Origin of the sequence: Campylobacter hyointestinalis subsp. hyointestinalis (assembly GCF_013372145.1) — a bacterium.
Taxonomy (GTDB): Bacteria; Campylobacterota; Campylobacteria; order Campylobacterales; family Campylobacteraceae; genus Campylobacter; species Campylobacter hyointestinalis.
This window is the reverse complement of record NZ_CP053827.1, coordinates 1,653,228-1,666,221: the sequence shown is the minus strand read 5'-3', so window position 1 is coordinate 1,666,221 and position 12,994 is coordinate 1,653,228. Positions and strand designations below refer to the sequence as shown.

The following is a 12,994-nucleotide window of genomic DNA, read 5'->3' as shown; positions in this document are numbered from 1 at the left end:
CTTTAGTCTATGTTACTAGGGTGAGTCGGTTTTCCTAGCAAGAAACCTTGAGCGTATTTTATATTATAACTTTTAACCTGAGTTAAAATTTCTTCCGTTGCGACGAATTCAGCTACAACGTCATAGCCTTGTCTATTTGCAAAATCAACGATAGTTCGCACGACGCTTCTTGCGTTTTCGTCAGTTGGAAGCTTTTTGATGATAGAACCGTCTATCTTTAAGTAGTCGATGTTTAGCTCTAGCATACGATAATAGTTCGAATATCCGCTTCCAAAATCATCTATAGAAAGCTTGCATCCGTGATCTTTTATACTTTCGATAAATGGATTTATCGACGCGTAGTCATCTATTCCTTCGCTTTCTAGAATCTCTACTGTTAAGTGGTTTGGATTTGAACAGGCTTTTAGCTTTTGGATAAAGAGCTTTTTAACGCCCTCATTTACCATATCTATACTTGATAAATTTATCGAAAATCTTTTATCCGCAAATGTTTCTACTAGATCGAAAGTTTTGTTTATGACCTCTTTTGTCAGCGCTATATAAAGCGAAGTATGTTTTGCAACTCCTAAAAACTCTCCTGGATAGTGAATTTTATTTTCTCCGTCTAATATCCTGATCAAGACTTCATAAGATGCGATTTTTGGAGTAGAGAAATTTTGTATATCAAATATCCCTTGACACTCTACTATAACTTTGTTTTGGTTTAGCGCGTATTGTATCATTCTCGAGACTAGCTGGTTTGTATGATACTGTTGCTCTGTAGAGTTATTGTCTTTATAATACGCGACTTGAGAGTCGTTTGCTTTGGCTTCGTGGTGAGCTAGTATGGCTTGGGTCAGTCTATTTGTATTTTGCGTATCTTGAGTCAAGCTTACGCCTATGGTTATGCCTATGTTTGGCAAGATCTCTTTTCCGTAGTCCGTGACTATCTCTATATTTTTAGCACTGAAGTATTCTATGATGCGTTTTATGTCTTCTTGTAAAGTGTTACCCTCATACCATACGCAAAACTCATCGCCTTGGATCCTATAAGCCACACCGTTCATCTTATAAGCATCAATGCAAAGTTTTAATGTTTGAGCTACTGCTATGAGTATGAGCTCTATTATTGAGTTTTTATAGAAAAATCTAAGATTTGTAAAGTTATTTAGATTTATATAAATAATATTGCCAAATTTCTTTCTATCGATTTTTTCCATAATAGCTATGTTGTTTTTAAGCCCAGTTAGCTTATCTATGAGAGAGTTTTTCTTGATCTCTTGCGTTTTGAAATTTAACTCTCTTGCGATGAGTCTTTCTTTCGTGATATCTTTTTTAAGAATGACGGCGCCACTTACTTCGTAGTATTCATTAAATGTAGGCACGGCTACGACCTTTTCATACATAAGAACGCCATTTTTTGTTTTGCTTATAAAATCATCGTGCGACCAAATTTGATTATTGCTTATATTTTTTAGCAGATTATCGTAGATGTTGTCGCTATTCATATTTGTTTTTAAAATATAGATTGATTTTTCTATTATCTCTTTTTTGCTATATCCGCTTGTGGTTTCAAAAGCTTTATTTACGGATAATATCTTGCCGGCTTTATCTATGATTATGATAGAGTTCATAGAGTTTTGAATTAAATTTTTCATATAAGATAATATAGCTTTGTTTTTATTGTTTTTTGTACTTAGATATATTGTTCTAATAGATAAATCAATAACCAATAAAAATAGTAGTATAAATGGTGCTAAAATGCTTTTTATATTACCTTTAAAATATTCATTTATACCAATACCTAGTTCGTTAAGCTTTTGATTTATAAGTAGCTCTTTGTTTTGTTTATCTAGTTTATCGAATTCATACATATTGTCTACTACTATTTCTGCTTTTTTGAAAAATGAATAATCAAGGCTTTTTTGATCTGTTATATTTTCTAATACGGTTTTAATCTTTTGTTTGGTAGTAGATATATGGTTGTTTAAGCCGATTTTGCCTTGTATGACTTCTGAATATATCGTGTTGCTTAGATATAAATTTGAAGTATAAGCAAGGTTGTTGTTTAGATAAAGAAGGGCATTGTCGCTATTTGTTTTTAATACTTGATATCTTTGCACTATGGCTTGTTTTTCGTGAAATGCTTTTTTTACGGCTTGAAACATTTGCGCATTTTTTACTATAAATGTAAATTTATCAAAGTCTTTAGACATCTCCATATCGTTTATGATATTAAATATCCCAGTAGTTTGCTCGTTTATCTGATCATAGCTTACTATAGATATCTGTCTGCCTAGCCAGATATCTATCTCTTTATTTATCTCACCTATCTTAAATATTTGATTGTTCCAGTAATTGCTTTTTTGAAGTGTATTGATACTCGAATATATGCTATACGTACAAAATGTTGATAAAAGCATTATTAAAGATAAAATTAGCCCATTTAGAATGTGTTTTTTATTCATGCAAAATCTCCGGAAATTCTCCTATTAAGGTGAGTAAAAATTTATATAATAATTCATAGTCTTTTTGCGTAAAGTTTTTTAAATTCATACGCTCGTTCATAAATTCTATAGTTTGTAAAAGATCATTTAAAGTGCCATTATGTAGGTAAACAGAGCGCAATGAGACGTTTCTTAAAGACGGAACTTTAAGAGCCATACCTTCATAGCCAAGAAGGCTAACGATGTTTCCGCCTAGATTTACTCCATTATGACAATTTACGCAGCCAATCCTCATAAACAGGTCAAATCCGTCTTTTTCGTCTTGCGATAAAGCGTTTTCATCACCTGCGATAAATTTATCAAATTTACTATTAGGAGTAACGGTCGCTTTTAAGAACTCTATTATCGCATCAATAGCATTTTCATACGTTACGCCGTCTTTGTATAGCTCATCAAATTTTAAAATATATACCGGATTTCTTTTTATCTGTTTTATTATAACCTCTATTTTTAGCTCTTTTTGAGATGTGAAGCATAAATTTATTCTTTGTTTTAAATCAGTGATTTTTCCGTCAAACGAGTGTATATAATTTAAGTATGAATTCAAAATAGAAGGTGGATTTAAATCGCTTTTTCCGTGTTTTTTATTGAATGTTTCATAAGTGCTGTGACATGACCTACAAGAGATCTTTTTATCTGTGCTTATCCTTTTATCATTAAAAAGTTCTTTTCCTAGCAATGCTTTTTGTTTATCGTAGTCTAAAGGCTTTAAAAGTGGCGAAAATAGAGTGCTTTTTGCGTCCGCAAATAAAAAACCAAAAGATAAAAGCAAGGCTAAAATATACTTCATTAAAATACCAATACTTTCATACTTGAGCTTAGATCTTCTGTTATAAACTCATCAATCGCTAGCTTTTGTAGCTCTTTTAAAATCTCTTCTTTTGGTAGCTTTATACCGTTTATCTCAAGATGCCAAGACACATTTTCATAAGCTTCTGATAGGCTTCTTTTTACGCTTCTAAACTCATTTAAGATCTTGCTTTTATAAGGAATTTGCCTGTTTTTTAGATATGCTTCTAACTGCGTTATGGTTATGGCGGTTTGTTCCCTGCCGTATTTTTCGAAAAACGGCTCTAAAACGTTTGAAGTGCGAGGCTTTGCCCAGTTCATATAAACTCTAAGATCTGCAAAACTCATAAATTTTTTAAAGTCAGTTTCATTTTTTAAAGCCGGAGACATTGTAAGAAAAGCTATATCGAATTTAGAAACTACGCCATAAATTCCTGATTGTAGTGTTTGGATATTATTTAAACCTTCGTCTTTAGCGCTTTGTTTAAGCGCATTTAGCATATCTTTGCTCGTATCTATGCCAAGTACGTTTTTTGCTTTTTGAGCGATAAAAAGAGTATAAACACCAGTTCCGCATCCGACATCTATAACACTTTTACCTTCGAAATTTACGCCTGAGCTTGTTAAAAAATCAAAAAATTCTATCTGAAATGCGCTTTTTGTGTTATTAAACTTCGGATATGTTTTAGACTTTTTATCCCAAATATTTTGCAAAATATCTGCCTTTAAAAATGATTTACTATTATATATAAAAAAGCTTTAAAATCAAAACACTTCGAGCTTGTCTTTATTTGCAGTTTTCACAAACGCCTTTTATCACAGCACTTTTGATATTTTTCCCCGGCAAGATCGGCACTTCTATCTCTTCCATCTTATGACAAGTTTCGCATACGAAATAAGCTTTTGCGTGACCAGAGAGTTCATAAAAACTTTTGTGTTCTATCTCACTTTTTATGATCAAATTTTTACTTAAAAGCAGATCTAAATTTCTATAAATAGTCGTTTTATTTGCTTTTATTTTTGCTAAAAATTCGTCATAACTGATAGGCTTAGAGGCATTTTGCAATATCTCAATAATGCTGATCCTAAGTGGAGTGCTTGTTATGCCTTGTTCTTTTAAAAAAGAGGTTCCGTCCATAATCTTTTATCCAAATTTTTAGCAATGATAACATAAATTTAATTAAATTTGAAAAATTAAAACTCTGTTTTTTATCAAAATATTAAGTTGCAACTAAGTTGCATTTGATATAATTTCGCACTGATACTTAAAATTTAAAGGTGAATTATGAAAAAGATCATAACTATTTTATGTCTTAGTTTTATGCCCTTTTATGCTAAAGGGATAGTTACTGCAAGTATTCTTCCTGTTAAATATTTTGTAGAACAAATAGCAGGAGATACTTTAGAAGTTGGCGTTATGGCCCCTAGCGGCGCTGATCCTCACACTTATGAGCCGCGTCCAAATCAGATGAAAATGATCGAGAAAAGCGATCTATTTTTTGCAGTAGGAATGGACTATGAAAGAGTTTGGATACCTAAATTTACAAAAAGTTTTGCGAATTTAAAGATCATAGATACGGCTTATGGTATCAAGCTTAAAAAGATGGAACACTCTCACGATCACGAAGCTAGTGAACATAAATCTGATCATGAAGATAGTGAGGGCGGCTTTGATCCTCATATCTGGCTAGATCCTATTTTGGTAAAAACTATGGCACAAAATATATTTAGCGCCCTAAAAGCTCAGTATCCACAAAACGCCGAGATCTATAGTACAAATTTAGCTAAATTCTTGCAAATTTTAGATGAACTAGATGCTACGATAAGAAGTGAGTTTTCAAATTTAAAAAATAAGAAATTTATTGTATATCATCCGTCTTGGGGATATTTTGCCGAGCGTTATGGCTTGGAGCAGATAGCTATAGAAATAGAAGGAAAAGAGCCAAAACCAGCAGATCTTGCTAATCTCATAAATGAGGCTAAAGAAGAGGGTGTAAAAGTGATATTTGTAGCGCCGCAGTTTTCGAAAAAATCAGCAAATTTGATCGCAAATGAAGTCCACGCTAAGGTCGTAGAGATAGATCAGCTTCCTAAAGATTGGCTTCTTAGTATGAAAAAAACTACTGAAGCGTTTAGGCAATCTTTTTAGATGAAGCTTTGTAGTGTTATAGTTTTCGTATTGGCTATCTTTTCAAATTTAAATGCGTGTGCCCTTTGTGCTTTGTATTCGCCTACAGCGCACGCAAATATCAAATTTATAAGCCAAAACAGGGCATTAAAAGAGATAAAAATCCAGTGGATATTTTCCGAGAATTTCACGAAACTTACGTTCGAAACTTATGATATAAACTCAAATTTAAAGCTAGAGGACGCTGAGCTAAAAGAGATAAAAAAGGCGCTTTTAGACTATCTAAAACCACGAAGTTATCTTATAAGCGCTTCTTATTACGATGGTTCACAAAAGGATATAAGCTTAAAGCTAGATCCAAAAGATGTGAGAGTTTTGGTGCAAAACTTAAGGCTTAAGTTTGAGTTTGATTTTTCGCTTAATCTTGAGCTTAAAGATAAACGAGTTGTAAAGATAACTATATTTGACCCTGAAGATTATTTCAATTTTAAGATAGCAAGTGGTGAGTTTTACGAGCTTGAAGATGGTTTTTTTATAAAACCCAATGTAAATTTAAATACCGGTTTTTATGAGATAACTACAAAAGCGCCTCCAAAGCCCTTGCTCCACCAGCTAGTGCCAAACGAACAGCAGCTAAACGAGCAAAAATTTGAAATAGACAAGATAGATGAAAGTAAGACAAATTTTATCAGTATGCTCGGGGTAAAATACCTAGGCGAGCTAAAATCCTTGATAAAAAACGGCGGTGATATCCACTTCATACTACTTATATCTTTTATCTACGGACTTTTGCACGCTGCTGGTCCAGGACACGGTAAGCTGCTTACTACTAGCTATTTTGCTGCTAATGGCGGAAGCTACGTAAAAGCCTTTTTATTTGCTTTAAAGATAGGTTTTTTGCACGTTATAGGCGCTTTGGTTTTGGTTTATGCGACTATGTTTTTAGTAGAAAGTTTCGTAAGTAAAACCGTAAATGAAGTAGCTAACGCGACTACAAAGATATCAGCTATTTTGATCGTGCTAGTAGCTTGTGCTATGTTAGTAGCTAAATTCAAAAAAAATAAATTTAAATTTAGTCCTTCTGGATCTTCAAGTAGGATCTTAAATAGCTCGTGTGCTTGTAGCTGCCCTAAGTGTTCTTGTAAAAAAGACGGTGAATGGTTTGTGGTGCTAGGTGCATCGCTAGTTCCTTGTCCAGGAGTCGTTCTAGTGTTTATTTTAGCTTTTAGTATAGGTAGTTTTGGCGTAGCATTTTTGAGTGCGTTGATGATAGGACTAGCGATGGCGATCGTTATATTTTTAGCAGCGGTTTTTGGAAGAGCTTTAAATTTAGGATTTTCTAAGTTTAAACCGGTAGGATTTTACTTTGAAATCTTGGCATTATGCTTGATGATAATGCTTGGTGTATTTATGTTTATAGCTTCACAAAGGATCCAGGTGTTATGAAGATAGAGATTGATAATCTTAGTTTTAGATATGATGATTGCTATGTTTTAAAAGATATTGATTTGGCTTACGACTCAAAGGACTTTTTGAGTATCATAGGACCTAATGGCGGTGGAAAAAGTACGCTTTTAAAGCTTATGGTGGGACTTTTAAAACCTGAAAAAGGAACTATTAAATTTAGCGGAATTTCGCAAAGTGAAATTTCAAAATCTATCGGTTATGTACCGCAAAATATACCGGTTAATAGCCTATTTCCTATGAGTGTTTTAGAGGTTGTTCTGATGGGGCGCTGTAAAAGTAGTAGTTTTTGTTTTTACTCTAAAAGAGATAAAGAGCTAGCCCTTGACGCACTAAAAAAAGTCTCAATGCAAGATTTTTATAAAAGAGATATAAAGGGTCTAAGTGGCGGTCAAAGACAAAGAGTTTATATAGCAAGAGCACTTTGTAGCGACGCAGGCGTGCTAATGCTTGATGAACCAACAGCTAGTATAGACTCACGCGGACAAGTAGATATCTACAATACGTTAAAAAATCTTAATAAAAATGGGATAGGGATCATTATGATAAGTCACGATATAAATATGGCGATAAACTTTGCAGACAAGGCAGCTTACGTAAATAAAGAGCTGTTTCTTCATGATATCAACACCGAAAATAGACCGAATTTCATAAATCATCTAGCTAGTGAACATAGCCATTTTTGCGATGTTGAGCTGCTGCTTGGCGAGTGCGGTTGTAAAAAAGGAGAGGGAAATGCTTGATGCTTTGAGCTTTTCTTTTATGCAAAATGCACTTATGGCTGGAGTTTTAGTTAGCATTGCTTGTGGGATCATCGGCTCACTTACTGTCATAAACAAAATGACTTTTATAGCAGGAGGTATTGCTCATGGAGCTTATGGTGGTATTGGCATAGCTTTTTTTCTAGGACTTGCTCCTTTGTTTGGTGCGACTATCTTTGCTTTGATGCTCGGAATGCTTATCGCATTTATAAGCCTTAAAAATAGAGATCGCACCGATAGTATCATAGGCGCTTTATGGGCTTTTGGTATGGCGATCGGTATCGTTTTTACGGATCTCACGCCAGGATATAACGTGGATTTGATGAGCTATCTTTTTGGCTCGATACTGGCTGTACCAAACAGTGATCTGTGGTTTATGGGTATTTTGGATGTTTTATTTTTACTCTTTATCGTTGTTCTTTATCCACAAATTTGTGCTATGAGTTTTGATAGCGAGTTTGCAAAACTTAGAGGCGTTAAAGTGACGTTTTTGTACTATTTGATGATAGCTTTAATGGCGCTTTGTGTTGTGGCTACTATAAGAGTTGTGGGGCTTATACTCGTGATAGCACTTCTTACCGTACCACCTTATATAGCTGAGAAATTTAGTCCGAATTTATGTGTGATGATGATTTTAGCATCTATTCTTTCTACTTTATTTACTATATCAGGACTTTGGCTAAGCTTTAGTTTTAACCTAAGCGGTGGGGCTAGCATTATCTTGGTGGCGACTGCGACGTTTTTTGCGACTTTGTTATTTTCAAGATTTAAAAAGTTATTTAGATAGCTTTAAAAAGCTATCTTTGAGACTGATCAAATTTGATCCTATCTCACTAAATAGAACTCCAAAAAGTATCATTGCGGCACCGATAAGCTGTAAGGTGCTTAAAATTTCATTTGCAAAAAAGTAGCCTATAATACCTGCGCTAACTGGTTCAAGCGTAAAAATGAGAGCAGTTTTCGTAGGAGTTGTATAAATTTGCGCCCAGCTTTGAATAAAAAACGCAAATACGGTAGCAAACAGTGCGCAAACCAAGACTGCTACTATAAACTTTGCGCTCAAATTCGCTTCTAAACCACCTATTATGCTAAACTCATAAGTACCGCTCTCAAAAAATACTGCGCCAAAAAAACTAAGAACGCCTACTGTCAAAAACTGGAAGCAAACAAGTGCGAAGATATTGCACTTTGGTATCAAAACTCCTGTAAATGCGATGTGAAGAGCGTAAGCAAAAGCGCATATGATAGCTAAGATCTCGCCTGGTCCAGGTGAAATTCCACCACTTCCGCTTAGAAAATACAGTCCGAATACGGCTATGATAGCGCCTCCAAATGCAAATTTATTTACCCGCTCTTTGAAAAATATCAGCATTAAAAACGGCACTAAAACGACGTTTAATCCGGTGATGAAAGCTACTGTTGAGGTGTATGCGAATTTTAAAGCGTATGTTTGAAATGCAAATCCACAAAATAAGAAAAAACCAAGAAGTGAGCCATAAAGCATAGATTTTTTATCAAATTTAGCTAATTTTATGGTGAGTATGAACATAAGGATGGTTGCTAGCAAAAATCGCCAAAATAAAAAACTAAATACATTTACGCTTTTTATCGCTTCGGCAACTGGTAAAAACGTACTTCCCCACGACAATGCTACAAATACCAAAAGTAGCTCGGCTATGACATTTTTTCTCACTTAAACTTACCTTTTTACGGCTAAAATATCTAAATTTAGAGAAGTTTCATTTTAGTCGTTTGTTAAAAAAGCATAATCTTAGCATAAAGTTTTTTAAGATATAATTACTACTTTTTTTAAGGAATTTTATGGAACTTCTCTTTTTGGCTATAGCTCTAGCGATGGATAGCGTAGCGATCAGTATGGCAAACGGCGCCAAATGTTTTAATATCAAATTTGGCTCTATTATAAAAATGTCTTTTATATTTGGATTAGCTGGGGCCGTAATGCCGACTATAGGCTATTTTTTAGGGCTTAGCTTTGTTAAGTTTATATCTGCGATAGATCATTATATAGCCTTTGTAATACTGCTATTTTTAGGTATAAAAATGATAAAAGAAAGTAGAAACGTATCTGAAGAATGCACCTTGAATTTGACTCTAAGAATGCTTGTCTTAGGCGCATTTGCGACTAGTATAGATGCGTTAGCTGTAGGTGTGACGTTTAGTTTTACTAACGCCGATATAGCTTTTAGTGCTTTAGTTATCGGCATGGTTTGCTTTTTACTTTGTGTGTTAGGTAGCTACATAGGTAAAATGCTAGGCGATAAGCTAGAGAGCAAAGCCTTGATTCTTGGCGGAATTATACTTATTTTGATAGGCTTTAAGATCTTGATAACTCATCTTTTAGATTGAGCTTATAAAGTCCGTTTTTTATCTTGTATAGGATCTTTTTATCTTCTAATATTTTAAAAGTAGCTATCACAGTTGGTTTGCTCGTATTTAGAAGCTCACAAATTTCATTGATATTAAATTTAAAAAATCCCTCTTCATCGCAGTTATCGGCTAAAAATTCCAAAATTTGAACTTTTTTGTCTCCGATAAGCTTTTTGAAAATTCCATTTAGAATATCAGTTTTAAGATAACAATTATCCATACTAAACTAGCTACTCCTATGCTCAAAAACACTGCTGCCGCACCTGCGTCTTTGGCTTTTTTCGCAAGTAGATTCTGCTCTTTGCAAGCTAGATCCACGCATCTTTCGATACCAGAGTTTATGCACTCGGTTATAATTATACCAAATAAAGAAATGACTAATATCAAATGCCCTTCTAAGCTTAAATTTAAAAATACCTGTACTACTAAAAGCGGTAAGATGATGGCTAGCTCTATCTTAAAGCTCTTTTCGTTTTCATAGATATCTTTTAGCCCTTGCAAGGCATATGAGCTATTTTTAAAAAAGTTATATTTTGGCTGGTTTCTCACTTTTGTTCTCCTTCTTGCATTATATCTAAGTTTTTATCATAGACACTTGTTTGGATACCAAAAAATCCCAGCATAGTGTGAAAAATATTGTCTTGTGAAAAGCTCTTGTCTTTTAGGCTTTTTAAATTTTCTAGCTGATTTTTATCTTTTAGCCATAGCATTGCAGGGACTTTAGTTTGGAAATCTGGTGCTAAAAAATATGGTGCTCCATGGAGATAAACCCCATTTTCTCCAAGGCTCTCGCCGTGATCGCTTACGTAAAATAGCCCTGTTTGAAATTTACTTTCTTTTAGCATATCTACTATTTGATTTATTATATAATCCGTGTATAAAATAGTGTTATCATAGGTATTTACTATCTCTTCATAAGTGCAGTCTTTTAACGTAGCCGTGTCGCAAGTAGGGCTAAATTTACTAAATTCTTTTGGATATCTTTTGAAGTATGTAGGTCCGTGACTGCCTTGGAGATGAACTACTATAAAGCTACTTTCTTTGGCATTTTGAATTTTGTTTTGTATCTCTTCAAGCATAACTCCATCATAACTATCGCCGCCAAAATCTTTAGCATCTTTTAGGCGTACGCACACGCCTTTGCAATACCCAGAGTTATTTCCTATCCAGCTTACGTTTATACCAGCAGTTTCTAAAACATCTAGTAGATTACCCGTATTTGCAGCGATGTCTGGCGAAAAATTGCTCCTTGTTAAATTTGAAAACATGCAAGGCAAGCTTATAGCAGTAGATGTTCCGCAAGAGCTAAATTTAGAAAAGCTGAGTATTTCGTTTGCTTTTGAGTATGGATTTGTGTCGTGTATTTCATAACCGTTTAATGAATAGTTCGCCGATCTAGCAGTCTCTCCTGCTACAAAAACAAATAGCTTTTTTTGCTCTTTTGTCTGTTTTGCATCAAGCCCTATAGCTTTAAACTCGGCTTTTGGAGCTAGAGATTTGACATATTTGTAGCTTGAATACAAAGGATAAAAAGGAGTACTAAAAAATCTTAAGTGATTGTAAGTTCTAAAAAATGGAATATAGCTTTTACTCAAACCTGCAAAAAGCAGACCAAAAAGTATAAGCGAAGTAGCACAGAGCAAACTTCTGTATTTTAGGGCTTTTAGCATATTTGTTTTGGTTATTTTTACTTTGATTATTAAAAATATAGCTACAGCAGCTAGAGCTACCCAAAATATCATATTTAAATTTAATAGGTCTTTTACCTCTTTAGCGTCCGTTTGGAGTGCGTTTCTTATCATCTCGCTGTCTATTATGACTGAGTAAGTGCTCATAAAATACGCACCTACAACGCCTATAATGGTTAAAAATATTGCTAAAGCTTTTGTTATGTATGGTAAAAACAGTAAGCTAAAAATGAAAACTATTAGTGAGAAAAATAGTATGGGTAGTGTCAGCAGAACAAGGACATTGTCATAAAAGTCCACATTCTTGAATGCAAATGCGAAAAACTGATAATTCAACACTGTAATAAATAGTGCGAAATATAAGATAAACTTATTTGAACTCATAGTCATTATAATTTCCTTTAATATGAAAGTGGAAATTATAAATCCAAATAGTAATTTAACGGTAAAGATATGGTTAATAATTGGAAATTTTAAAAAAATATTTTAAATTTAAGATTATAATGAAAATAAAAAGGACAAATTTTGAAACTAATCTCGTGGAACGTAAATGGGCTTAGAGCAGCTCTTGGAAAGGAGTCTTTTGCGTGGCTGAGTGAGCATAAACCAGACTTTTTAGGCTTACAAGAGATAAAAGTAAGTGAAGATAAGATACCAGCAGAAATTTATAATCTAGGATTTGAAAATATATCTGTAAATTCAGCTAAAAGACCGGGCTATTCAGGCGTGATGAGTTTGTCGAATTTAAAATCACAAAATCTAAAATCGCAGTTTTTTGATGATGATGAGGGCAGAGTTTTGGAACATAAATTTGGTAATACTTATCTTTTTAATATATATTTTCCAAACGGTCAGCAAGGTGATGAGAGACTAGCGTATAAGATTGATTTTTATGATAAATTTCTAGCTTATATCAATGCTTTGGTTGGTGATGGCAAAGAGGTGATATTTTGCGGTGATGTAAATACCGCTCACCGTGAAATCGACCTAAAAAATCCAAAAGCCAACTCCAAAACAAGCGGATTTTTGCCGTGTGAAAGAGCGTGGATAGATAGGGTTATTAGCAGTGGATTTATAGATACTTTTAGATTTATAAATGGCGATAAAGAGGACGCATACTCGTGGTGGAGTTATAGATTTAACGCAAGGGCTAAAAACGTCGGTTGGCGGATCGATTATTTTTTCATCAGCTCAAATTTAAAAGATAGATTAAAGGATGCATTTATACTCGATGGCATCGAGGGTAGTGATCACTGCCCAGTGGGTATCGAGATAGATTTATAAAAATAA

General features: G+C 34.0%; 14 protein-coding genes. 6 read left to right on the top strand and 8 right to left on the bottom strand.

Going from position 1 to position 12,994, the window contains the following annotated elements; translation table 11 throughout:
• Positions 1–2: 2 nt before the first annotated feature.
• The 4 genes from CHHT_RS08565 to CHHT_RS08550 form a co-directional block, all read right to left on the bottom strand.
• Positions 3–2,447 (bottom strand): bifunctional diguanylate cyclase/phosphodiesterase, encoded by a 2,445-nt coding sequence (locus tag CHHT_RS08565; protein WP_034961689.1) that lies wholly within the window; start codon positions 2,445–2,447, stop codon positions 3–5.
• The gene (locus CHHT_RS08560) at positions 2,440–3,276 is read right to left on the bottom strand and encodes a cytochrome-c peroxidase (RefSeq protein WP_034961692.1); all 837 of its coding nucleotides are present in this window, start codon (positions 3,274–3,276) and stop codon (positions 2,440–2,442) included. Before CHHT_RS08560 ends, CHHT_RS08565 begins: the two co-directional genes overlap by 8 nt.
• Positions 3,276–3,989, bottom strand: a complete 714-nt coding sequence (locus CHHT_RS08555) for a class I SAM-dependent methyltransferase (protein ID WP_034961694.1) — start codon at positions 3,987–3,989, stop codon at positions 3,276–3,278. The genes CHHT_RS08560 and CHHT_RS08555 overlap by 1 nt, the downstream gene beginning before the upstream one ends.
• Before the next feature lie 73 nt (positions 3,990–4,062).
• Positions 4,063–4,413 (bottom strand): Fur family transcriptional regulator, encoded by a 351-nt coding sequence (locus tag CHHT_RS08550; protein WP_034961697.1) that lies wholly within the window; start codon positions 4,411–4,413, stop codon positions 4,063–4,065.
• Positions 4,414–4,560: 147 nt separating this feature from the next.
• Here CHHT_RS08550 and CHHT_RS08545 point away from each other — a divergent pair, with 147 nt between their 5' ends.
• The 4 genes from CHHT_RS08545 to CHHT_RS08530 are packed head-to-tail and all read left to right on the top strand — an operon-like array spanning position 4,561 to position 8,415.
• Entirely contained in the window at positions 4,561–5,424 is an 864-nt protein-coding gene (locus tag CHHT_RS08545) for a metal ABC transporter solute-binding protein, Zn/Mn family (RefSeq protein WP_034961699.1), read from the top strand.
• The gene (locus tag CHHT_RS08540; RefSeq protein ID WP_034961701.1) at positions 5,425–6,849 is read left to right on the top strand and encodes a HoxN/HupN/NixA family nickel/cobalt transporter; all 1,425 of its coding nucleotides are present in this window, start codon (positions 5,425–5,427) and stop codon (positions 6,847–6,849) included. It abuts the gene before it with no gap.
• Complete coding sequence (locus tag CHHT_RS08535; RefSeq protein WP_034961703.1) at positions 6,846–7,610, top strand: metal ABC transporter ATP-binding protein; 765 nt, start codon at positions 6,846–6,848, stop codon at positions 7,608–7,610. Before CHHT_RS08540 ends, CHHT_RS08535 begins: the two co-directional genes overlap by 4 nt.
• Positions 7,603–8,415 (top strand): metal ABC transporter permease, encoded by an 813-nt coding sequence (locus CHHT_RS08530; RefSeq protein WP_034961705.1) that lies wholly within the window; start codon positions 7,603–7,605, stop codon positions 8,413–8,415. The genes CHHT_RS08535 and CHHT_RS08530 overlap by 8 nt, the downstream gene beginning before the upstream one ends.
• Here CHHT_RS08530 and CHHT_RS08525 read toward each other — a convergent pair.
• Positions 8,404–9,321 carry a DMT family transporter gene (locus CHHT_RS08525; protein ID WP_034961707.1) on the bottom strand — a complete coding sequence of 306 codons (918 nt, stop codon included), beginning with the start codon at positions 9,319–9,321 and terminating at the stop codon, positions 8,404–8,406. The two genes, CHHT_RS08530 and CHHT_RS08525, sit on opposite strands and share 12 nt — an antisense overlap.
• A 128-nt stretch (positions 9,322–9,449) precedes the next feature.
• Between CHHT_RS08525 and CHHT_RS08520 the strand changes: the two genes are divergently transcribed.
• Positions 9,450–9,995: a manganese efflux pump MntP gene (locus CHHT_RS08520; protein WP_064019908.1), complete on the top strand. Its 546-nt coding sequence runs from the start codon at positions 9,450–9,452 to the stop codon at positions 9,993–9,995.
• Here the strand turns inward: CHHT_RS08520 and CHHT_RS08515 are convergent.
• Genes CHHT_RS08515 through CHHT_RS08505 form a run of 3 tightly spaced genes read right to left on the bottom strand, consistent with a single transcriptional unit; the run spans position 9,964 to position 12,094 of the window.
• The gene (locus tag CHHT_RS08515) at positions 9,964–10,236 is read right to left on the bottom strand and encodes a replication/maintenance protein RepL (protein WP_034961709.1); all 273 of its coding nucleotides are present in this window, start codon (positions 10,234–10,236) and stop codon (positions 9,964–9,966) included. The two genes, CHHT_RS08520 and CHHT_RS08515, sit on opposite strands and share 32 nt — an antisense overlap.
• The gene (locus tag CHHT_RS08510) at positions 10,203–10,565 is read right to left on the bottom strand and encodes a diacylglycerol kinase (RefSeq protein ID WP_034961712.1); all 363 of its coding nucleotides are present in this window, start codon (positions 10,563–10,565) and stop codon (positions 10,203–10,205) included. The genes CHHT_RS08515 and CHHT_RS08510 overlap by 34 nt, the downstream gene beginning before the upstream one ends.
• Positions 10,562–12,094, bottom strand: coding sequence for a phosphoethanolamine transferase (locus tag CHHT_RS08505; protein ID WP_074898778.1), 1,533 nt, complete (start codon positions 12,092–12,094; stop codon positions 10,562–10,564). Before CHHT_RS08505 ends, CHHT_RS08510 begins: the two co-directional genes overlap by 4 nt.
• A gap of 135 nt (positions 12,095–12,229) precedes the next feature.
• Here CHHT_RS08505 and CHHT_RS08500 point away from each other — a divergent pair, with 135 nt between their 5' ends.
• Entirely contained in the window at positions 12,230–12,988 is a 759-nt protein-coding gene (locus CHHT_RS08500) for an exodeoxyribonuclease III (RefSeq protein WP_034961716.1), read from the top strand.
• Positions 12,989–12,994 lie beyond the last annotated feature (6 nt).